This window comes from Bradyrhizobium sp. BR 1432 (assembly GCF_051547705.1).
GTDB lineage: Bacteria > Pseudomonadota > Alphaproteobacteria > Rhizobiales > Xanthobacteraceae > Bradyrhizobium > Bradyrhizobium zhanjiangense.
In genome coordinates this window covers 456582-478746 of sequence record NZ_JBPUGF010000003.1, presented here as the reverse complement: position 1 = coordinate 478746, position 22165 = coordinate 456582, and the positions used below count along the sequence as shown (strand labels likewise).

The following is a 22165-nucleotide window of genomic DNA, read 5'->3' as shown; positions in this document are numbered from 1 at the left end:
TTGATGTACGCTTCAGCTTGCCAGATTGCGGCTTGCCGATCAGATATCTATCATGGCACAAGGGTTGTTCTCAAGCTTTCGCAAGAGAGAATGGGGCGGCACCACTCCCTACGGATAGACCTCGCGAAGCTCGCGCTTGCGTCAGATTCGCACCAAGCATATGGCGGGTTGACAAACTGAGATCTGCGTCGATGACGGATTTAAGTCGTCATCCGTGAAAAATTCCCGTCTTGAGCTTTCTGGCGAGAGGGAGATTGCAGGCTTTCGGACGTTGATGGGACAAAAGCTTGCAATTTTGATTTTGAGGATTCGGTCGAATCGCACGTTGCTTCGGTTGGACTGGAGGTAACGATGAAGCCACAGGAACAATGCGACAGCGAACAAGCCGATCTTCTCGGGTCGGATCGATCATCGACACGGAGCATCCGCTGGTGAAGCTGGTGCGGATGATCGACTGATATTTCGTCGAGCAGTTCGAGGCAGCCTACGAGGATAGGTCCGGCAGCCCGACGTGGCTGATGGCCGGACTGGCCATTCTCAATCACCTACAATCTCTGCGACGAGGCTTTGCGCGAGCGCTGGGAGAACTCCTGTTACCAGTTCTTCTGCGGCTTGACGCGCTGGCGCAGCGCATCGAGAAGCTGCAAGCGTTGCTGCAGGAGAGTCTTGCGGTCGCAACAAGATCGAGGCGATCAAACCGTCTGATCTCAACCGCAACAGCCCTTATCATCGATGCTACGGTGTAGCCCAGGACGTGATGTTCCCGACCAACGCAAGGCTCCTGAACCGGGCGCGCGAGCCTATTCGACAAGGAAGCCGTTATCCAGCTGCGTCAGTCCTATGCGCCGCTCGGTAGGTTCGCCCTGATCAAGTACCAAGCATTGCGCTATCGCTATCAGCAGTTCGCGCAGCCTGGCCCGGAGCTAGGCGTCAGGAGGCCGGCGGGATCGCTAGTGCATCATCCTCGGGTCCGCCGCTTATCATCGAGCGGGCCAGCCGCTCCAGAGTCCCATCGGGCTGCAGATGGGCCACCGCGGCGCTTGGTGGCGGGCCATAACATTTTGAGAGCAGCTCCCGCGACGCCGCCGCATCGAGCATCTGCTCGGCCAGCAGCTTCTTCAGCCTGGCATTCTAATCTCAAGCGCCTTCAGCCGCTCGGCCTCGAAGAGGTCCATGCCGCTGTATTTGGCTTTCCAGTTGTAAAACGTTGTCTCTGATATCCCGTGTTTCCGCCGAGATCGGCCGTTTTGACCGCGGCCTCGTGCTCTTTCAGCACCGCAATGATCTGCTGTTCCGCAACGTGCTCGCCTTGTTCCTTCGTCCTTCTCAGGTCGGACTCTAACTCGTTCTGGAGGAAAGTCTTAGAGGGAGGTCAGAACCTATCTCGGGTACGTCCGCAGCGACATCGCCCGCAAGCTTGACGCGATGTCGGCTTGCTCCCTGAGATCGCGCTCGACCCCTCGTTGGCGCTGGCGGGGCGCGTGCCTGATCGAAAGCAGCGCCAGCGAGGGTCCGAAGGTCTATCCGCTGCCGCCCCGGAAGTGCAGTTCATCGAGAAGGCAAGGCGCACCGGCCTTACGAGTTCGGAGTCACGGTCTGCCTTGCCACGCTATCGCACGCAGGCGGCCAGTTCGTCACCTATGTGAAGGCCATTTCCAACAACCTCTATGACGGCCATGCGCTCAAGACCGTCGTCAGGAAATGGAAGCGCTGATCGGCAAAACACATCGAGAGCCTCGTTCTCAACAAAGGCTATCGCGGTCACATGCGCCAAGGTTCTGGGTGTTCATCTAAGGCCAAGCGGCGGGTGCCCCCGAAGATCAAGCGTGACATGCAGATACCACCTCGTCCCGAGTCGACATCAGAGTCACTGTCGATGAACTCTGCTACTATGATAATCGGGGGTGGTTTCGCAAATAGCCAGCCTTCACCGACTAAATCGTTCGGGAAACAAGCCTCGAGCGACAAATTCGCCGATTGGCGATCGCCCGCTCGGGTGTTCGCGCTGGAACAGGCCGAACGGCAAGCGTGCGCCATCACCCCTGCGCCCGACCGCGATCGCGATCTCCACAGAGAAGCTGTCCGGCACCCTGAGCACCGCGCGTGCCTTCTCGTCGTCCAATCCACTCATCCCATGTGTCGCCCAACCGGCGGCCATTGCCTGATTGGCTAAATTAGCCCACGCGGCACCGCTGTCGAAGGAATGAGTGCGGGAGAGTTGTGGCTCTGTCTTTCCCGGCGGAGTAAAGTCCTTCTTCGACAGCAGATAGATCAACGCCGATGCATGTCGCGCCCAACCTTGATTGAACTCGATTAAGGGCGTAAGAAATATGTCAAATTCCGACTGATCGCGCAAAGCATAGATAAAACGCCACGGCTGTGAATTAAAAGCTGACGGCGCCCACCGAGCGGCCTCAAACAAGCTGTTCAGAACAGCTTCCGAGATCTGATCCTCCGCGAATGCACGCGGCGACCATCGCTCGACGAATATCCATTCGACGACATGTTCGGGAACGCGGACTTTAGAACCCGGCTTCTGTATTGTCATGCTCTTCTCCTTCGTCTCGGGGAAATCGAGGACGCCCGTCTGGTGCGTGGAGGTCGCGAACGTGGCATCTCGTGCAAATCAATATCCTTAGATGTCGAAGTTCGCTCGCCAGAGCGATCACATTCAAGCTGGATAGATAATTGCGCCAGTGCAATCATCACTGCTATCCGCTCTTCGTGGAAGCATAGCAAAACGCAGCACTCGAGCGCATCAATTCCGCATCGGGAGACGCGTCTGCCGACAATTCACGATCGACAGGAGGTTCTAGTTCGAGTGGGCATGATACCTCGACGATCATCCTTGGATGATTTCCGCTCTCGAGCAGAGCATACTTCAACGCTTGGGCCCCATTAACGAAAAGGCCGCCGAACATGCCATTCTGGTCGCGAGCACCCCAGTGGCCACAATGATCCTTGCCAACGAAAACGATCGACGCCTCGGGACTGAACTGACGTTCGGAGAGCTTCATGTTATGGTGATCCCCGACTTGCGAAAGTGATAAAGATGTAAACCTGAACGAGCCTATACTTCCCACACCCGAAAATCTGCTTAGTGAGCATGAAGGCGAGAGCAGCGTCTCCGCGCTGTGGTGTCTTAATCCGGGTGCGTGTCGATCGCGTACGTAGAGCTCTTTCCGGATACGCGACGCCATGCGCGACTAAGTGTATTGGGGCTGGAGCCGTTGGCTGAGAAGAAGCATTCGACACGGCTCGCCGGATGTAATCTGGCAGTACGAAGGTCCGCTTTCGCCCAAGGTCGAAACCGCAGTCGTTTGTAAAACTGCAGCACTCCTTGGTGGCCTTAGTGAGGCTCGCGACAACAGTGTTGATGAATGCTGCTAGGGCGCTGCGAAACAGAGAGGCTATCAGTGCATACAGTCGCATCATTCGGGTAAGCGTCATCAGCAACTGCCGAAACGAACTACCGCACGTTGGAGGTGGCTCTTTGTGCCTCATAGCAACGGGCGTGCCACTCTCGGAATCTGGCGCGCGCTTCGCTTGACAAGGGCCTGTCGGAGGGCCCAATCGAACGCGCCATTCCACGTTGGTCCGCTTTACGACATCGAGGTATTCAATCGAACAGGAACGACGAATATCAAGGAAGATCGTACGGCTTGTGCAGCGTTTAGCTTTGACAAGTTGCTCTTTAGATGACGGGTCTGCCCTTTCATTATGACGACCAGCTTAGTCCTAGGCGGATTATCCGGCGTGTTGCGGCTAATCCCCGACCTCGAGCGTCTCGCTAGCCGCTATTTGGAGCCGTGGGTCTCCGATCACAATTCGGTAGTGTGCGGGATGTTCTGCAAAAGCCGAGCGGCTGAAGCGGTCATGGTAAGTCCGGTGGTTGCGAAGATCACCGCTCGTAGAGGAGCATGGACCACCATGACCGTGACGAAGATTGGGACGGATGTCTCTCCGTTAAACGGCTTTTGGCGTCGGACAAAGAGTTCCTCAAACCGCTGATCCAGGCTGCCGTGCAGGAGACGCTGGAAGCCGAGATGACGGAGACGCTGGGCGCGGAGAAAGGCGAGCGCTCCGAAGCGCGGCTTGGCTATCGCTCCGGCTACTACACGCGCTCGCTGATCACCCGGGTCGGTAAGATCGAGCTCAAGGTGCGGCAGGACCGGCAGGGACGGTTCTCGACCGAGCTGTTCGAGCGCTACCAGCGCTCGGAGAAGGCGTTGGTTGCGGCGCTGGCCGAGATGTACGTGCAAGGGGTCTCGACACGGAAGGTGAAACAGGTCACCGAGGAATTGGTGGGCCATGCCTTCTCGGCCTCGGCGATCAGTGCCATCAACAAGCGGCTGGATGCGTCACTGAAAGCGTTCTGCGAACGCAAGCTGAAGGAGCCCTTTCCCTATCTGATCCTGGACGCGCGCTACGAGCGCATCCGAGACGATGGCATCATCTCGAGCCAGGCGGTGCTGATCGCGATCGGGGTCGACTGGGAAGGCCGGCGCCAGGTGCTCGCGGTCGAACTCGCCAACCGGGAGAGCCGGTCGAGCTGGAAGGACTTCTTGGAGACCTTGAAGGCGCGTGGCCTGCATGGCGTCGAGTTCGTCGTCTCCGACGACAACCCGGGGCTGAAGAAGGCCATTCCCGAAGTGCTTACGGGCGGGTTCTGGCAGCGCTGCTATGTCACTTCCTCAGGAACGCGCTCGACTATGTGCCGCGCAAGGTCGACGACGATTGCCTGCTGGAGCTGCGCTGGATGTACGACCGGCGCGATCTCGCTGAGGTCCGGCGTGATCTCGCCGCCTGGCTCGGCAAATGGGGCGGCAAGTACCCCAAGCTCACCGGCTGGGTCGAGGAGAACATCGAAGAGACGCTGACCTACTTCCGCCTGCCGCTGGCGCACCGCAAGCATATGAAGTCGACCAACATGCTGGAGCGCCTCAACGAGGAGATCAGGCGGCGCACCTATGTGGTGCGAATCTTCCCCAATGCCGAGCCTGCGGCTTGTCCGTGCGCTCACCGTCGAGCGTCACGAGGCCTGGCTCGAGGATCATCGCTATCGCAATATGGATCTGCTCAAGGAACACAAGAAGGAGGCACTACGCCGGGCGGCCTGACGATGCTCAGGACCCACCAAGGGGATGGGCCATCCCTCATTTGCGCTAGGTTAGTCGTGCGCGGAGATTGTCGTGTTGTTTTCGACGCCGACGCGGAGGCTCGCAGAAGTGGCGGCGTGTTCGGCTGAAGAGATTACGGACAGCCTGCCAAAGCAGTGGTCGGCGAATGGCGGCGCAAATGGTCGTCAAGGCGATCTTCATGAGGCGCCAGCGCGATGGGCTTGCCGGGGGGGGTCGTCGCGTCCAGAGGGGAAGAGTCCGGGACTTGCCCGGCGATCTGTTCGGCGATGATGGCAACGATCAGCCTGGCATAGATCCATGCCCGTGCAAGTTCAGGCTTTTTGGCCGGCAGCATGTCGAGGCCAGCCAGGCTCTTGAACCGCTTAAATGCCAGCTCCATCTGCCAGCGGAAGCGATAGAGGGCGAGGATATCGGCCGGCGGGAAGGTGCCGGCTGGCAGCGAGGAATGTACTTCGCAGCCTCCAGACTGCGCGGATCAGGCTGCTTGCCGCGCTTCTTGGCGTCCTTGAGCAGGCGCTTGCGCTCGGCTTCCGCCTGTTCCGGATCCTTGCGTCGGACAATGAGGCGCAAGATCAGCGGCTGTTGCGACGGGCTCTCTGTCGTACCTTCATGGATACGGACTTGCAGCTCGCCTTCCTGTTCAGCCTGAGCGGCGAGCGCAGCAAACAGATCAAGGGGCTCGCCGTTGGCCTGCAACAGGCGCAACGAGTTCCAGCCGGTTCGCACGATGAAGTCCGCACCGGCATCGATCACCGGTCGCAGATCGCGCGGCCTTGCATAATAGCGATCCGCCAGTACGACATCGCCAGGCGCGTAAATCAGGCGCTGGATATGCTCGGCACCACGCCCGTCGGTCAACTCGAGCTGATCGACCTGACCACTCGCCAGGTCATAGCCGACATGCAGCCGCCAAGTCGTGCGGTCAGCTCCCGGCTCGCAGATCGATGTCCCGTCGAGGGCGCGCAGGCGATACCCGTCCCAGCGGTCTGCCGGCACTTTGGCTTGCTCCGCAATCAGCACTGCCACGATATCGCCGAGCCAGGGCGCGGCTTTGCACAGCCGCTCAAGCAGGGATGGATCGGACAAGCTTGCGATCCCGCCAGCCTCGGCCCACGCACAGGTCTCGCGCAGCGACATGCCGAGACCGCCATAGGCAAGTGCTAGCCGCAACAGCGTCGCGGCGCTCTTGATCTCCCGCACCCGCGTGAGCGCCCCGCGCGACTGCGCGGTCGCTTCCAAGCTAAAGCCTGCCGGAAGCTGCTCACTCACCTCCGGCCAATGATCCAAAATCTCCGGACAAATCCTCATCCCAAGCTTGAATCACATCGAGATTCTTTGTGTCTAGAGTTAAACCTAGCGCAAATGGGGCCACCCCTCTCCGCCGCCGTCGCTCGCCCGCTGCGCTTCTGGGTGAGGCGAGCGACGGCGGCTCCGAGGGGATGACTCGGCCGGACCCATGATCGATTTTGCTGAACTTGACGCACAGAACTCACACAATCCACCCACCAATTGGAAAGATGTCTGATGATCCGCTCTGAAGCACCCAAGCGACTAGTCGCGATCTTATTGAGACTTCGTTAGCGTCGCAGTTTCTGGTCGTTGGGAGCAATCGCGGATTTAGAGGACCTGTAGTGAGGACAGCGAGACGTGCATTTCCGAGCCATGCGCCAATGCCGCCGGAGCAGCGGCCGACGATCGAACGCATATTGCCGCACAACGGCTTAGCTCGTAAATCGAACAGTGCTGATGGTGATCAGGAGAGCCGATAGATGTTGTGCCACTCGGCGCCCTATCGCGATGCGCACCAAAGCGCCAGCGAGAGCGATCTCAGGTGCGGATTTGCATCGTGGGTCGTCGGCAGCAAATGCCGCATACCACGAGCGCTCGGGACGAACGCATTAATGGGCGGGTGTTTGCTCTTGTGGTAGGTGGCGTGATCCGACCTGATCCTCTCAGGAAATGCCTTCAGACTTCCTGTCGTTTCTTTGATTAACCGCGGGGCGGTGATCGGCATATGCTGCCTCTTACAAGCGTTTTCACCGCGCCATCGCGAAACGTTACGCCCGTATCTACGAAGATAGCCGGAGCGCCTCCACACAGATAGTTGCTATCGACTTTTCAACCGCGGAAGCCGCATATCGAAACATTGGCTTGGGCGTGCGAGCCTTTGACTCACAATACTATCAACTTCGGTAGGTTCGCTGCTCCCAATTCTTGGGTAAGTGAGTGGCGCCGGTCCGGGAGCTACGCGTGGTCGACGCTGTCAGGCAGCAGCGCGCGCTATCCCGGTCGCAATGTCGGGACTCGGCGTACCTTAGAGCCGGGCGTGAGCCTCGAACGACTTACTTGCGGAGTAGACGGTCATGGAGGGAGTAACTACGCGAGTCACGCAATATGCGGACTGTCGAAGCGTTAGAATCAAATGTTCGCTCATACTCACGTTCGTTTCCGGCTATCTTTAGCCGAGCGCGTGGCTCTATCATGTTAACAGAGGATGGTCGACAAATTATTGACTTCCTCTCGGGTGCAGGAACGCTAAACTACGGCCATAACAATCACCAGATTAAAGCCGCTATCACGCAGTATCTATCATCAGATGCCGTGGTCCACGGGCTTGATATGGCGACCCCTGCCAAGCTCCAGTTCATGGAAACGTTCAGCTCTGTCATACTTCGGGAACGGGATCTGCAGTATCGATTTCAATTCACTGGGCCAACCGGGGCTAGTGCTGTTGAGGCTGCTTTAAAGCTCTCACGCAAAGTAACAGGACGTCAAAATATAATTTCATTCACCCATGGCTACCACGGCATGAGCCTAGGAGCGATTGCCGCGAGCGGTAATCGATTTTATCGCGCTGGCAGCGGCGCTTCTTTGCCAGGCACAACTTTCATGCCCTACGATGGTTATCTTGGGGAGACCGTCGACACAGCTGATTATCTGCGAAAGATGCTGATGGACGAGAGCAGTGGTGTTGACCGTCCAGCTGCCATCCTCGTCGAGACCGTGCAAGGAGAAGGTGGCATAAATGTAGCTAGTAAGCGATGGTTGCGATCAATCGAGGCTCTAGCAAAGAATGTTGGCGCCCTGCTTATCGTTGACGATATCCAGATGGGCTGTGGTCGTACAGGCGAGTTCTTTAGCTTTGAGTTCGCAGCATTGTCTCCGGATATCGTCGTACTGTCGAAATCGCTAAGTGGGTACGGTCTGCCATTGTCGATGCTGTTGATCAAGGAGGAGATCGACGCTTGGCGACCAGGAGAACACACAGGTACATTTCGAGGAAACAACCTTGCACTTATATCTGGAACCGCAGCAATTGATCTCTATTGGGGCGACCGAACTTTCTCGGAGGGAGTTCGGCGCATGGGAGACCTAATGCGGCGTAGGCTTGAAGTGATTGCATCCCAGTATGGTAACGCCTTTGCTGTTCGAGGTCGAGGGATGGCGATTGGGTTCGATTGCCAAGTTGCCGATATCGCAGAAACGACGGCACGAAAAGCATTTGAGAAGGGATTGATGGTTGAACGATGCGGCCCCTTAGATCAAGTCGTGAAATTCTTGCCGGCACTCACTATTGATTGCGATACACTAAACCGAGGCCTCGAGATATTCGAAATATCGTTAGCCGATACAGTGAAGCAGACTAGGCTGGCAGTGACCGGATCCTAGGGGGAATATCGCCGTGGCATATGAGACCATCAAGTATGAAGTCGCCGAGAAGATTCTCATGATCACTTTGAGCCGGCCCGAGAAGCTCAATGCCTGTACTGCGGCCATGGAGCGCGAGTTAATTGACGCTTTTGACCGCGCCGACAAAGATGACGATGTCGGTGCTATAATTGTCACCGGTGCTGGCCGCGCGTTTTGCGCCGGGGCCGATCTTTCTCGTGGTGCCGACACATTTGACATCGACGCACGGCGTGGGCCAGTAAAACGGCTGTCCAATGGCTCGGTGGATTACAGCGATCCGAACATCAGCGACAGCGGAGGCCATCTCACGCTGCAAATCTTCAAGTGCCTCAAGCCGGTGATCGCGGCGGTGAACGGTCCGGCCATCGGCATGGGCGTGACTATGCAGTTAGCGATGGACATCCGTATTGCGTCTGAAGCCGCGCGCTTCGCCTTTGTATTCTCCCAACGTGGTATCGTGCCGGAGGAAGCTTCCTGTTGGTTCTTGCCCCGCATCGTCGGCATTGAGCAGGCGCTCGAGTGGTGCTACACGGGCCGCATCTTTCCAGCGTCGGAGGCGCTTGCCGGGAGGTTAGTCAGCAAAGTGGTGCCGCCCGATCAACTGCTGCCAACAGCTCGCGCGCTGGCGCGCAAAATCATCGAAAAAACCGCGCCGGTATCGATCGCGTTGATCCGGCAAATGATGTGGCGCATGCTGGGCGCCGACGATCCGATAGAAGCTCACAAGATCGACAGCCGCGGTATGTATACGCGCGGTCGTTCCGCCGACGCTAAGGAGGGCGTAATAGCATTCCTGGAGAAGCGGCCCCCGCTCTTCAAGGATAAAGTATCCACCGACATGCCGGATTATTTCCCGTGGTGGACGGAACGAAAGTACAAATGATTATTCCTCGTTCGCCAAGGCAAAACCAGAAGTCGCGTGTGCGTGAGTTGTTTGGTGGTAGGAGTCCGCTCTATGTGAGTCACGCACATGCAGCCGAAGCCTGCATCAAGCGAGTGCGCTGTGGAGGCGGGGCGCAGGGGAACGAGCTACCCGGGATAATGACCGATCGTTATGGTTCGATGAGGCAGAGTCCAAACGAGCCATCTAAGAGCAAGACCGGTCACCGCAGCGACATAGATAAAGTTCGATGCACGTTTCGGACCGGCGGTCCGAGTGATACTCGTAGAGCCAAGGAAATCAAACGCGCAGGCCTACCCGGCGTGAGCGAGTCACTCTTGAAGCGCAGTATCACCGAGCACTGCGCCAACGCTCGTACTCGAACGCCCACTCCCTCCAGAGTTGGTAATATCTCGATCCATTAGTGATACGCTATCATCACTCAAGTTGAGTAGCCGGTAGTCTAAGAAGCGGCTTATTATGCTGGGAGCAAGGTGCGGCAATGACAGTTGTAGTCGATCCATTGCAAGTCTCGCGGTTCCTTCAATCGTATGACGCCGCCGCCACTCAAAAAGGCATAAAGCTTTCGATAGGATTCGATTTTAATGAGTATGTCTCGATTACCGGCGCCCTTCCAACAAAGAAGCGTACCGAACCATGTTTCAGACCAGATCGCTCGATAATTAAATCAGGCGAGGGATACTGGATGCTAGGCCTCGACAGGAGCAATGAGGTCGCGCTCGTGGAAGCTGCTCGGCTGTATGATCTCTCGCACAGCAACTTTGCAGAACATCTTGAATCGCTGAACGCGTTCTACACGGATCCCGCCAAGCATGCACACCCGCAGGATCGGTGTACTTGCACGTCACCAAGCGCGAGGAAGATTTCCGGAAGGGTAGCCTACCATGGTGATTTTTGGCTGCGCAAAGATTTTCGACGGCAGGGCGTCCCCAAGATGATGGCTGCCGTGTTGCGCGGTGTGTCGTTTTCCATGTGGGCGCCCGACTTCGTATGTGGACTTGCAGAGCGTTGGATGCTCGACAAGGGCGTTCTTGCCCAATACGGACATACGCATCATGAGCCCGGTGGGGCTTTATTGCATCTGGTAGAAGAGAACATTGTGGAAGAGGATCTGATCGTTTGGATGACCGGAGATGAATTGAGAAGCCTTGTTTATCGTCGCGACACTGACCTAGATCAACTCCCGTGACTTTGCGTCCAACTCACGCGAACGCATCTGGGATGGGATGAGCGTGCGGAGCGCGATTTTGGGAGCCGCCCAGTTAAGACCAATCTCAGAGTGCGGCAAGAGGCAGCTGGGTACTGTTTAATTACGTTTGCGGTTCGGGTAACCGCTGCGATGGCTCATACTCGTTCGATGGTCCTGTAGACAAGCACCGACGCTGAGAACGTAAGCCGTGGAGTATTAGGTCTTCGAAAGCGGCACCTGCGAGAAGGTGCGACTGCACGCTCAATGGAGATGACAAAGACATCGAGGAGAATAGCGTGGAGTGTGTAGCTAGGGCCGAACTCGGGCGTGCTGGGCGGAGATCTCGGGATAGCTTTTCCCGTGCGCAATTGGTTTTTCCTGACGGTACGTCGCGAGCGACCATTGAGCGAGATCCAGGTCCGCTCTATATTCAGCGCGGGGAGGGCAGTTATGTTGTCGATGCCGACGGCCGGCGGTTTCTAGATCTCAATGGAAACTTCACGACTCTAATCCACGGTCATTCCTTCGCGCCCGTAGTGGAAGCGCTAACCCGTCAGCTTCAATGCGGCAGTTGCTTCGGAAATCCGACTGAAAGCGAGATCGAACTCGCGGAACTACTCTGCGGCCGAATTCCGCAACTAGATCGTGTTCGCTTCGTCAATACCGGAACCGAAGCCGTGCTGTTTGCGATCAAGGCCGCGCGGGCGTTTTCCGGACGTTCAAAGATCGCCAAGCTTGAGGGCGCTTATCATGGCGCCTATGACTGGGCCGAAGTGAGTATGGCAGCAACGCCGGATAACTGGGGTGACTCCGCTGCGCCCAAACCCACGCCTCTATATCGCGGAACGCCAGCCAGCGTTCTCGATGAAGTGGTTGTGCTCCGGTTCAACGATGTAGAAGGTGTGCGCCGGTCGCTGTCACAGCATGCACGCGACCTTGCCGCCGTCCTTTTAGACCCTATGCCAAGCCGCGGCGGTCTAATTGCGCCAAAGCCGGAATTCATTGCTGCGGTTCAGGAAACCGCTCGTAGTAACAGCATTCTGGTAATTGCTGACGAAGTCCTGAATCTGAGACAGGGTTTTCGGGGGGCCTCCGCCCGCTATGGCCTCGTTCCGGACCTCGTCACGATGGGCAAGATCATTGGCGGCGGTTTGCCGATTGGGGCAATCGGTGGCCGCGAGGACGTGATGAAAGTATTCGATGCGTCAGCGGGCCGGCCGGTGCTTCCGCAGGGCGGAACATTTTCCGCCAACCCTCTATCCATGACAGCAGGTCTTGCCGCAATGCGGCATCTTGATCGTGCGGCTTTTGCAAATCTCGAGATGCTTGGAAACGTTGTTCGGGAGGGAATTGGTCAGGCGATAGCAAGCCGCGGGGCACCATTGTGTGTAACCGGAGCCGCCTCGCTGTTCCGTATTCACCCGTTGGCACAGACCCCGAGCGAATATCGAGCGGCCTATCCGGCGCCGGCCGGCGCCGCTCTAATGAAGCGGCTCACGCGCTTCTTCTTGGAGAACGAAATCATTCTCCCGTACGGCGCCGCCGCTTCGATCTCGACACCGATGTGTCGTGCTGACGCCGAGAGCATCGTTGATGTGTTCGCAGGCTTTCTCGATAGCTACCAAGACATGCTGGAGTCGACGTGGGCGCTCGGGAGTTCTCCGGATGACGAGTGAAGTATGTGTCATTTGGATGGAGCTGTGATTGTTCAGGTGCCTTTCAGACGAGAGCAACGATTGTGGGGAGATAGCCTCAACATGCGCAGGAGAACCTCAAGCGTTGGGTCGTGGACGCACGCGGGCTAGAGTGTTCGGGCGGCTCAGGTTGCGGCTTTCACAGGGTGCAACCGGCGGCAACTAGGTGGGAATCAGGATCCTGCCAACAAGAAGGTCGATGGTGAGGCTGCAAGAAAGAAGTTTGATGTCGCTCATCTTTATAGGCGTCGCACGGCTTCGGGTATTCTCGTTGGTCAATGTCGCTGCTGTGCCTGCGCGTCCGTTCGTCGGCAGGCCTAACTGGGAGCGATCAAGCACCTACATCTGAGACCTCTTGGGAACGAGCGAACGGGACGTATGAGGCGGGTTGAGGTAGGAGCCGAAAGCATCCGAACAACTAGCGATGAAACTGACCGCTCGTGACAGCTTCAACTTATGTTTGGCGCGCTGCAGGTCCGGTACGGCGCAGATCTATCTGTGCCATGGCTTCTTCCGCAAGCAGCGCAATGTTGGCGACGAGCGCGGTGGAGTTTTTCCAGAGCGCGACAACTGCTGCAGTCGCTCCCTCTTGACAGCAATCTCTCCCCTAAACTTGCATCACTCAAGCCCTGGTAGGCAATCCTCAAAAGGATCATGGTCTCAAGGACAAGTGCAAGCTGCAGCGCCGCGGCGGAATGACTTCACCGCTCAGGCCACCAATCGGGAGGCATTTCGCTCGCGCTTATAGTGACAGTGGGCCGGTCCGACATGGAAGCGTGTCACTCAACTCTTTGGTGCCGTAGCCTATCCGACTTGGTAGTTGGCCAAGCGACATCGCCGGTGGTTAAGTCTCTGAATGTGGGGGCGCAATCTCAGTTGCCCTCAGGATGGTACATACAGAACTTCCGGACCTGGCCGACGTCGTGAAGGCACTTGTCGTGCCCCATTGATCTGCCCGGTCGATTGCGCATGCTTGGCAGATGGGAGAATGAGATGCAACACGGGAGCTCCCCTTCCAATGGTGGCCGGCCGATCGGGCATTTCCGGAATACGGCCTACATGATCAATAAGAGCCGGCCATACTTTGATGCAGCCCACACGGCTGGTCTCATGGCGGTCCAGGGGCGTTCCACCACTGGACGCCGCTTTGTCTTGGGCACCGGTCCACTCGACAGTCGACCGGAAATAATCGACTTCGTGCGCTGCTCCTACCTGGGCTTGGACAATCATCCTGTAGTCGTTGCCGGCGCAATTGATGCGATTGAGGCGCATCAGTCATTGCATTGGTCATGTGCGCGCACGCGGCTCAATTTTGACCTTCTGGCAGAGCTTGAATCCAATCTGTCGCAGATGTTTGACGCACGTGTGCTCGCCTTTTCCACCGTGATGCTCGCCAACCTTGGAGCGATGCCACTCCTGGCTTCGGGTCAATTGACTGGTGGGAAAAAGCCGCTCGTTGTATTCGATCGAAGCGCGCACATATCCCTCGCCTATCACAAACCGATCATCGCCGATGAGACGCAGGTGGAAACGATTGCGCACAACGACATTGGCGCGCTTGAACGCTTGTGTCACGAACATTCAGTGCTCGCATACGTATGTGATGGTGTGTACTCGATGGGAGGCAATGCGCCCATTGAAGAACTACGACAGCTTCAGGAACGCTACGGTCTCTTTCTCTATATTGATGATGCTCACGGCATATCGTTGTTCGGAACACGGGGCGAAGGGTTTGCCCGCTCTCAATTTCCGCGCGTGTTGGGTGAACGCACGATCATAGTCGCCTCGCTGGCCAAGGGATTCGGTGCATCTGGCGGCATGTTGATGTTAGGAACTACCGAACAGGAAGCGCTCTTTCGGCGGTACTCAATTCCTTATGCCTTTTCTGTCGCCCCCAATCTGGCGGCGGTTGGCGCGGCGCTTGGCTCGTGCAAGATTCATCGCTCAGCAGAACTTGGTGAACGTCAATGGCGGTTGGCACAACGGATCGAAGTCTTCGACCGCCGGGTCGTAACTGCCGAGCAAGGCAATTCACTGCCTATCAGAATGATCCCTATCGGATCGGAAGCCAGGGCGATTGCAATTGCAAAAGAGCTTCTGAACAGCGGCTTCTACACCTCCGTGACATTCTTCCCGACGGTTGCACAGGGGGAGGCAGGAATTCGAGTGTGCATTACGGCCGATCATGAAGATCGCGATATAGAGCGACTGTGCAATTGCATCCTCGAGAATAACATGGGATAGCGCTGGCGCAGATCATCGACAAGGTACGAAGATGTTTCCATCATGTTGTCTCGGAGGATGTCCGTCAGGCTCGATGCATCGTTCGAGCGAAGCTTCGGATCGCTATCCTCGGCGTGCCAGTGCGTGAGAATGAATGCCGGGACAGTCGTGCCTGCTCCTAGTGAGATCAATATGAACACACACACACCTTCGCCGCGTGGTCCGGAGAATAATCCGTTTAAGACCTTGGCGCCATGTACCATGTGTGTCGGATATAGAGTGTTCGAGGCATCGTTGCTGAATCGAAACGAGCAGAAAGCCATGCCGATCGTAAAAACAGGCAGCAACGCTGACGATGTTCTCCTGGGCTCTTCGTCTCAACTCTCCGGCCGGTTTAGCTTGCTCATAACTCGATGCGTTCGACGAACATGGTGAAACCAGGAAGGCTCATAATCGAAAGCGGCAGGCACGTTGCTCTCGTGACGGGCGGGGCACGCGGGATTGGATTGGAGATCGTGCGCCGGTTCTTGGGCGATGGCTATCTAGTCGCCTTTGTCGCGACAAAGGGAGAACATGTGGAGCGAGCGCTTGATCTTCTCGGACGTCCGGAAGATCGACTCTATGCTGAGAGGGTCGACGTAACGCGACAAGACGAGGCGGAGAGGTTTGTTGATCGGGTCCGCGCACGCTGGGGTGAGATATCGATTCTGGTGAACAACGCAGGCATCTCTCCGAAACGCATCGATCAGAATGCGCCTTGGCTTTCGCAGATGTCCCCCGCGGAATGGGCGCGCGTCATCGATGTCAATCTCACCGGTCCCTTCACGTTCATACGCCTCTTAGCGCCATCGATGATTGCAAAAGGCTATGGGCGCATCATCAACGTAGGCTCACTTGCGGGCCGTGCCATCCCAATGATCGCAGGGCCTCATTATGCGGCTTCGAAAGCAGGACTGGTCGGATTGACGCGCGCTGCTGCGCGAGATCTCGCTCCATACGGCATCACTGTCGATTGTATCGCTCCAGGGCGGGTTCTCAGTGATCTCACTGGGCCAGCCGATGCTGCGGTCAACCGCTCCGCTCTTAACCGCATTCCGGTCGGCCGTTTTGGAACAGCTGAAGAGGTAGCGCACGTCACAGCTTTCCTGGCTTCGCCGATGATGGGCTTTATCACCGGTGCAACCATCGACATCACGGGCGGCGAATTCGCTGCTTAAGCTGATACCTTTGGCTTTGATGGGAAAGTTGCATTGATCGGAGCTGGCGAGGAGTTGGCTTATAGAAAAATGCTGCAAGGCGCGCATAATTGTTGGCTCTATCACGGTGGGCGCGACCGGAACGGATCGTACAACGACGTCCTCTCGCCGCGTATCGCAGGGCAGTCCAAGCCTGGGTCTTTGAGCTCGATGCCCGCCTCGATCGGGAAGACCCAGCGTTGGATCCGGACTGCTATGCCTTCGGTCCTACTGGTTCCCACTTCGCTGCAATCGAAACCCCGCGTGGCGGCGCTGTACGCGGTGGGGCAGGCGGGCATGACCTGGCAGATGAAGTGTTTTGAACGTCAGCATGGCTGGAAGAATGGAGCCATTAATGGGAATGTTGTCTCATCTGCGCGTCGTCGAGATTGGTAGCTCAGCTGCAACCAGTTATTGCGCCCGGCTGTTTGCAGATTTCGGCGCCGATGTCCAAAAGGTCGAGCCGCCAGTCGGTGATCCACTTCGTCGCGCTGCGCCACTCACGACGGGTGGCCAGAGCGCGTGGTTCGCGTTTCTCAACTACAACAAGTCAAGCACAGTCATAGATAGCGCCGAACTCGACGCGATCACAAGGCTAACTGAAGTCATCGAAAATTGCAACATTCTGATCGATGGGCGCGATGTTGAGCCTGCGGATTGTCCCGCCATTGATATCGCCGCAATTCGGGAGCGGCGCCCGGGGTTGATCTATCTCGAAGCAAGCTGGTTCGGCCACGAAGGGCCCTATGCGGGATTCGTCGCGACCAATTCGACCGTCCGCGCGCTCGCTGGCCTCGTGAAGCTGGTTGGACCGGTTGAGGGACCTCCATTGCTCGCACCGGATTTCCAGACGGGCGTCCTTGCTGGCTTATGGGGCTTCATCGCCGCGGCTTCTTCAGCGTTTACGCGAATGCAGGGCGGGGCAGGGCGGTCCTGGTCGCTCAGTATCTTCGAATCGAGCCTCGCTCTGAGCGAGTATCAGATGTTCGAAGCGTTTGAGCGGGGCGGCCTGATGCACCGGAGTGGCATCAATCGGTTTTGGCCGAACTTCCCGGTCGGCATTTACGAAACAAAGAATGGATGGCTCGGTGTTTCGACAATCACTCCAGCACAATGGCGGGCGTTCTGCCACATGCTCGATCTGTCGAAATTGGGCAATGACCCTGCTCTGCTCTTGGGAGTCGATCGTCTGCGGCACATTGAGCTGATCGAACGACAGTTCGTTCAAAGGTTGAAGACGCAGACAGCGCAGGAGTGGTTTGCTGAGGGTCTGAAGCGCAAGATTCCGATTGTGCCTGTACCCGAAATATCCGATCTGCGGCAGGATGCGGAGAAGAAGGAGCGCGGCGCGATTGTGCCCGTCTTGCTTGGCGAAGAAGAAGGTCTGAGCGTTGGCTCGATGCAGCGACTGACGTTGACGCCGCCGCGCCGCGGCGGAAGGGTTCCGGCTCTCGGCGAGCAGCAGCCTGTCGTGAATATCCGAAGATATGTGACCGGCACTGCGTCGGCATCGTCGGGCCGCATCGATATCGGAGGGCTACCATTGGATGGAATTCGAGTCATCGACTTCTCAATGGGCTGGGCGGGGCCGTTGTGTACCCGTACATTGGCTGACCTCGGTGCCGATGTCATCAAGATCGAGGCCATCCAATATCCGGATTGGTGGCGCGGCGTTGACCGTCGGGCTGCTTACGTAGACGGGCAGATGTACGAAAAGACAGCTCGATTCTGCATGATAAATCGCAATAAGCGCGGCATCACACTCGATCTGACGCGGCCGCAAGGCCTTGCCCTTGCGAAACGGCTATTGGCAGGAGCTGATATTGCCGTCAACAATTATTCGGTCGATGTACTGCCAAAGCTCGGGCTTGGCTACGACGCGCTCAAAACTCTCAATCCTCGCCTCGTTGTGATGTCGATGTCAGCGTTTGGCACAAACAGCGTCTATCGTAATTGCCGGGCCTACGGCTCAACGCTCGAGCAGGGCTCGGGGTTGCCGACAGTGATCGGAAACCCCGGCGAGCCACCTGTGATGAGCCACATCGCGTTCGGGGATGCCGTCGGCGGGTTGAACGGCTGCGCTGCGGTGCTGGTTGCGCTAACTCACGCCCGCATTACCGGGCAAGGACAGTTCATCGATCTTGCGCAGATCGAATGCATGATGCCGTTTGTGGCGCCATGGATTACTGTCCATTCAATCAACGATATGCCCCCAAGAAGGTATGGCAATCGACATCCGCAGTTTGTACCGCATGGCTGCTTCCGATGTGCGGGTGAGGACAATTGGATCGTAATAGCCGCGACGGACGTGGATATGTGGCAGAGGCTTGCTACACTTATCGGCCGGCCAGACTGGGCTGCGGATCCATCGCTGAAATCTGCGGAGGGACGCCGGATCATTGAGAATGTGATCGAGAGGGGCATCGAAGCCTGGACGCTCACGCGTGATGCAGATCAAGCCATGTTCGAGTTGCAGGACGCCAGGGTTGCGGCCGGTGTGGCGCGTCTTCCGATTGACCTGCTCGAGGATCGGCATCTCAGCTCGCGCGGGTTTCTGCAGGCGGTCGAGCGAGATTTCATTGGTTTGCATCCGCAGCCCTCGATGCCAATTCGCGAAGGCAAAGAGCCCTATGCGATCCGCGCAGCGGCACCGACGTTGGGCGACATAACGCAGAGATCCTCTCCGGGCTTCTCGGGCTCTCTGACGACGAGGTTGTACAATTACAAAGGGAAGGCATCATCGGTACAGCGATGCTCTCGGAAGACGAGCTCGCAAGAACAAGGTAGCTGTCCCCAGACTGATAACGCTCTGGCACGATGACGTACCGCTTGGCAGAGGGGCGCTTCCTGATCAGCGCATTTATTGCGCAAAGCGTTTTCCATTCTTTCGCAAGCCGGAATGGCGCAGCACGACCGCGAGGAGGCTATTCGTTCTCGTAGCCGTTTGCGGTCTGACGGCACCTTCGACGACGTCGGAGTCGAGCTCGATGCCGCCGCCGGTCATGAAGCGTTCGAAGATAGCACGGCGCGATATCGCGTAGCGGGTCGCCTCGGCCAGTTTTGATTTGCCGGAGATCTTCCGCAGGGTCTATTACCAGACATCGGAGAGATCTGCGACGACGGCCGCGGAGGCTTGCTGGCGCGACAACGCGGCAGTTGGGGCTTTGACCGCGCACAGTCTTCTCGACGAGCCAGAGCTTCGCCATCCACTCGAGCGTCGTCCTTGCCATGGCTGAACTTCCTGCAACATTCGGCTCGTAGAACTTGCGCCCGCTGTATCACCAACTTGCGTCAGGATAAGTCCTGAAAAGGAGGAATGTAATCTGAAACCTTTAAGCTGACTCAGAGGGTTCGACGCCTTCCCGACAAGGAGCCCGCCAGCCGGAAGCGGCTCTCGCACGGGTGACGGCAACATCGCTCGTGAAACGTGGACAGCCGGTACCGAAGTCCTGCGCCTAGCCTCGAAATCATAGACCAGCTGAAGTCTTCGCCGTGTTGGATCCGAGGGCAGCTGGGAAAGCCGCTATGGCCACTCTGACCGGTCGGCCGGGTCTCTGAGCAGGGCAAAGCATGGGATGAGCCTCCAGGAAACCTGAGGTGCCGTTTGTGCCCACATGGAAAGCAGGCATGGAGCACTGGCCACGACAACGCTCCAGGCCCGATGACCGAATTGGCGAGCATCGGGAGCGCGCACGCGAACACGAAGCAGCAAGAGATGTCAAATCCGGAGGTGAAGACATAAGCCGACGAAGGCGCGCTGCGGGAAATCGAGCGGCTTCGTAGTACAAGGCGGGAATTGGGCTCATCGGGACCCACTGCTGGGAAAGGAGCCGCCACGCGTTAAGACCCATTGACGAGAAACACGGAAGGGAGCACTGATTCGAACGAATCTCTCCACGAAACGACAATGGATAGCGGTTCTGCGAGCAACACTCCCAAACGGGTGCTGACCTCGCTGCATCACCCGATTGATCGTGAATGGATAGTCGAGTCCTGTCGGCTGAGTGCAAGCGCGCGTCCGGCATCGACCGCGTGATGGCGACGGACTGTGAAGCAAACCTGGAGGCCAACCTAGGTGATCTCCTGGCATGCATCAAATCCGACGTTACATCGCACCGCCGGTGCGATGGCATTACGTCCCGAAGGCAGATGGGCCCGAACGGCCACTCGGCCCCTGACACTCAAAGGACGATTCCAACTGGTCCGACAGACGCGGTGATCGCCTTCGAGAACCGTCTGCTTGGCAAGCAATTTCTGAATGTGCTGGTAAGCGGCTCGTTCGGTACAGCTTCAACTCCATCCGACCAAGACCCGCTTGGCAGCTTCCGGTTCAAACGCCCGGGTGGCGTCATCACGCGACTGCGGGGACCACATTCAACTTCCTTGGCTTCCTCATTTATGGGCTCAATCGAGGAAGAGCAAGAATGTCGCCCGACAGATAACGGCAAAAGACCGTTATGATCGCGCCGCTTTCGCGATGGAATGGGGCGGCCGAACCTGCATCGTCCGTTCCGGGAACACCACGCGCAGTTGTCGCGGGTGATCCGGGGGCACTGCGCCCACCAGCAGCATGCAGTCCGGTGAGCGAAGCTCAGCGTGTGGGTGCGGGTAATCCGCTCGTCCAGGTTTGTGAGGGCGGGGATAGCAACATCCCCGCCTACTCGGCACCCAGCCAAGGTCATGCCATCATTGCCGCGGTCGGATCGCGGGCTGGGCGACGTAGCCATCCACCTGCAGGATACCGCAATGGCCACTGAGATGCCGGACCGCATACTGCCGAGCGGCTGTCTTCGAATTGATAAGCCACCATGGGTGGTCCGCTGCGACCAAGTGTTCGGTCATCCCTCGCGTAGGCCCACAAATATACCGTCTTCGACGATCGGGAGCCGGGAGCGAGCGTCGGCAAAGTGGTTTCGTCGGCAAACACCCGTTCGGCCTTCTTGACGTCGCCGAAGATTAGAGGCCATGCTGAGCTTCCGAGCTTGCCCCTCCATTGCACCGTCAACTGGCGCTCGAGTTCAACATGACCGCGGGCATAGATAGCCTCCTGCGGTAGAGCGGCAGGCAGTTAGCTGCGACGACGCGGTAAAGTTTGCCGTCCGCTTGCTCACGGCCCTTGTTGACGCGCGCTTTGATCGCGGCAATGCCGGTCTCGATCTCAAGACCAAGGCCTGCTGTTCATCATCGCCGAGCCGAGTTTTTTCCGATCGTCGTCCGAACCAGGCGCGCGCGAAGGCCGTTAGGATCTGCCTGAGCCGGTCGATGCGCGCATCGGATCGGTGTTGGGGGCCTAGAGATCGGCGACTTCACTCTGCAGGGCACCGGCGCGGGCCGCTTTCTCGGCCATGGCACTGGCCTTCAGCGCCTCTATGTCATTGTGAAGCCTGAGATCGGGCGGCGTCATTGCCCGACCAGAGCACATTTTGCCTCGTTTCTCTTGCCCTTTCACTTCGCAGTGCTTTTACCCAACAATCTCCGGCGGCTTGACCGGCCGCGGTCCGGACCCGCTTCCAGTGCATTCCATCGACCAGGGCTGTCAACTGCGCAGATTCAGCTGCATCCGATGATGCCCGATCGGCGGCCAGCAGAACCACGCCTTCTCAAGCCGTTTTAAATAGAAGCACACGCCGGAGCCATCACACCATACGATCTTTCCTCTGTCGGCTCTCTTGGCGCGGAATACATAAACCCTGCCGTCGAGCGGACTGAGCCGGCATCGCGCACCAGCGCGACTAGGCCATTGATACCTTGGGGAAATCGACTGGATAACTCGATGGCTGGCCAAGAGTTGCAAACGCGTTCGTCGACACCCACGCCGGCGCGCCCGACGACCTTGCCAATGGCAATCTCGATCACCGAGCATCTCGGTGGCAGGCGAATAGCTGAGACGGGTGCATCCCGATCCGGCGGTGATCGCCGATACGCTCGCGCCAGGCTCGAGGCGCCTCTGTCACAACTCCCGCCTTGAACTCGTCCGACCGGCGTCGGCAGAGCTGCCGCGGCGCCCCTCAAGACCGTCGGCGAACGCTTCAATCACGGAAAGTTCTAGTTCCAGATTAGGCGCAGGCATAGAAGCTCACATCGACTCACAA

Annotated in this window: 13 protein-coding genes and 4 pseudogenes; 9 read left to right on the top strand and 8 right to left on the bottom strand. The window is 57.7% G+C overall.

Annotated elements, in window-relative coordinates; all coding sequences use genetic code 11:
- Nucleotides 1–953 precede the first annotated feature (953 nt).
- The 3 genes and pseudogenes from ACSKB8_RS02440 to ACSKB8_RS02430 form a co-directional block, all read right to left on the bottom strand.
- Nucleotides 954–1330, bottom strand: a pseudogene (locus ACSKB8_RS02440) (transposase); the annotation flags it as partial.
- A gap of 597 nt (nucleotides 1331–1927) precedes the next feature.
- Complete coding sequence (locus tag ACSKB8_RS02435; protein ID WP_438102272.1) at nucleotides 1928–2548, bottom strand: nitroreductase family protein; 621 nt, start codon at nucleotides 2546–2548, stop codon at nucleotides 1928–1930.
- 163 nt (nucleotides 2549–2711) lie between these two features.
- Entirely contained in the window at nucleotides 2712–3017 is a 306-nt protein-coding gene (locus tag ACSKB8_RS02430; protein WP_438102270.1) for a hypothetical protein, read from the bottom strand.
- A gap of 913 nt (nucleotides 3018–3930) precedes the next feature.
- Here ACSKB8_RS02430 and ACSKB8_RS02425 point away from each other — a divergent pair.
- Nucleotides 3931–5120, top strand: a pseudogene (locus ACSKB8_RS02425) (IS256 family transposase).
- A 133-nt stretch (nucleotides 5121–5253) separates the two neighbouring features.
- Here ACSKB8_RS02425 and ACSKB8_RS02420 read toward each other — a convergent pair.
- Together ACSKB8_RS02420 and ACSKB8_RS02415 are read right to left on the bottom strand one after the other, a co-directional pair.
- Nucleotides 5254–5520: a hypothetical protein gene (locus tag ACSKB8_RS02420; protein WP_438102268.1), complete on the bottom strand. Its 267-nt coding sequence runs from the start codon at nucleotides 5518–5520 to the stop codon at nucleotides 5254–5256.
- The gene (locus ACSKB8_RS02415; protein ID WP_438102266.1) at nucleotides 5421–6410 is read right to left on the bottom strand and encodes a transposase; all 990 of its coding nucleotides are present in this window, start codon (nucleotides 6408–6410) and stop codon (nucleotides 5421–5423) included. The genes ACSKB8_RS02420 and ACSKB8_RS02415 overlap by 100 nt, the downstream gene beginning before the upstream one ends.
- A 1125-nt stretch (nucleotides 6411–7535) precedes the next feature.
- Between ACSKB8_RS02415 and ectB the strand changes: the two genes are divergently transcribed.
- From ectB to ACSKB8_RS02380, 7 genes are all read left to right on the top strand, one after another.
- Nucleotides 7536–8810: a diaminobutyrate--2-oxoglutarate transaminase gene (gene ectB, locus ACSKB8_RS02410; protein WP_438102264.1), complete on the top strand. Its 1275-nt coding sequence runs from the start codon at nucleotides 7536–7538 to the stop codon at nucleotides 8808–8810.
- A 13-nt stretch (nucleotides 8811–8823) separates the two neighbouring features.
- Nucleotides 8824–9714, top strand: a complete 891-nt coding sequence (locus ACSKB8_RS02405) for a crotonase/enoyl-CoA hydratase family protein (RefSeq protein ID WP_438102262.1) — start codon at nucleotides 8824–8826, stop codon at nucleotides 9712–9714.
- Nucleotides 9715–10213: 499 nt separating this feature from the next.
- Nucleotides 10214–10921, top strand: coding sequence for a hypothetical protein (locus tag ACSKB8_RS02400; protein WP_438102261.1), 708 nt, complete (start codon nucleotides 10214–10216; stop codon nucleotides 10919–10921).
- A 296-nt stretch (nucleotides 10922–11217) separates the two neighbouring features.
- Complete coding sequence (locus ACSKB8_RS02395) at nucleotides 11218–12597, top strand: aspartate aminotransferase family protein (protein ID WP_438102259.1); 1380 nt, start codon at nucleotides 11218–11220, stop codon at nucleotides 12595–12597.
- A gap of 1011 nt (nucleotides 12598–13608) precedes the next feature.
- Nucleotides 13609–14859, top strand: coding sequence for an aminotransferase class I/II-fold pyridoxal phosphate-dependent enzyme (locus ACSKB8_RS02390; protein ID WP_438102257.1), 1251 nt, complete (start codon nucleotides 13609–13611; stop codon nucleotides 14857–14859).
- 392 nt (nucleotides 14860–15251) lie between these two features.
- Nucleotides 15252–16055, top strand: coding sequence for an SDR family NAD(P)-dependent oxidoreductase (locus ACSKB8_RS02385; protein WP_438102255.1), 804 nt, complete (start codon nucleotides 15252–15254; stop codon nucleotides 16053–16055).
- A 379-nt stretch (nucleotides 16056–16434) separates the two neighbouring features.
- The gene (locus ACSKB8_RS02380) at nucleotides 16435–18894 is read left to right on the top strand and encodes a CoA transferase (RefSeq protein WP_438102253.1); all 2460 of its coding nucleotides are present in this window, start codon (nucleotides 16435–16437) and stop codon (nucleotides 18892–18894) included.
- A gap of 93 nt (nucleotides 18895–18987) precedes the next feature.
- Here the strand turns inward: ACSKB8_RS02380 and ACSKB8_RS02375 are convergent.
- Nucleotides 18988–19351, bottom strand: a pseudogene (locus tag ACSKB8_RS02375) (IS66 family transposase); the annotation flags it as partial.
- A 937-nt stretch (nucleotides 19352–20288) separates the two neighbouring features.
- On the opposite strand from ACSKB8_RS02375, the gene ACSKB8_RS02370 reads away from it, so the two are divergent.
- Nucleotides 20289–20534: a hypothetical protein gene (locus ACSKB8_RS02370; protein ID WP_438110877.1), complete on the top strand. Its 246-nt coding sequence runs from the start codon at nucleotides 20289–20291 to the stop codon at nucleotides 20532–20534.
- A gap of 203 nt (nucleotides 20535–20737) precedes the next feature.
- Here ACSKB8_RS02370 and ACSKB8_RS02365 read toward each other — a convergent pair.
- Together ACSKB8_RS02365 and tnpB are read right to left on the bottom strand one after the other, a co-directional pair.
- Nucleotides 20738–21477, bottom strand: a pseudogene (locus ACSKB8_RS02365) (IS66 family transposase); the annotation flags it as partial.
- A gap of 132 nt (nucleotides 21478–21609) precedes the next feature.
- Nucleotides 21610–21936: an IS66 family insertion sequence element accessory protein TnpB gene (gene tnpB, locus ACSKB8_RS02360; RefSeq protein WP_438102251.1), complete on the bottom strand. Its 327-nt coding sequence runs from the start codon at nucleotides 21934–21936 to the stop codon at nucleotides 21610–21612.
- Nucleotides 21937–22165: the final 229 nt, after the last annotated feature.

Coding starts and splice junctions, on each gene's coding strand:
- ACSKB8_RS02435 (WP_438102272.1), bottom strand. CDS start 2,548: ATGACAATACAGAAGCCGGGTTCTAAAGTCCGCGTTCCCGAACATGTC.
- ACSKB8_RS02430 (WP_438102270.1), bottom strand. CDS start 3,017: ATGAAGCTCTCCGAACGTCAGTTCAGTCCCGAGGCGTCGATCGTTTTC.
- ACSKB8_RS02420 (WP_438102268.1), bottom strand. CDS start 5,520: ATGGAGCTGGCATTTAAGCGGTTCAAGAGCCTGGCTGGCCTCGACATG.
- ectB (WP_438102264.1), top strand. CDS start 7,536: ATGCGGACTGTCGAAGCGTTAGAATCAAATGTTCGCTCATACTCACGT.
- ACSKB8_RS02400 (WP_438102261.1), top strand. CDS start 10,214: ATGACAGTTGTAGTCGATCCATTGCAAGTCTCGCGGTTCCTTCAATCG.
- ACSKB8_RS02390 (WP_438102257.1), top strand. CDS start 13,609: ATGCAACACGGGAGCTCCCCTTCCAATGGTGGCCGGCCGATCGGGCAT.
- ACSKB8_RS02385 (WP_438102255.1), top strand. CDS start 15,252: ATGCGTTCGACGAACATGGTGAAACCAGGAAGGCTCATAATCGAAAGC.
- ACSKB8_RS02380 (WP_438102253.1), top strand. CDS start 16,435: ATGTTGTCTCATCTGCGCGTCGTCGAGATTGGTAGCTCAGCTGCAACC.
- tnpB (WP_438102251.1), bottom strand. CDS start 21,936: ATGCTCGGTGATCGAGATTGCCATTGGCAAGGTCGTCGGGCGCGCCGG.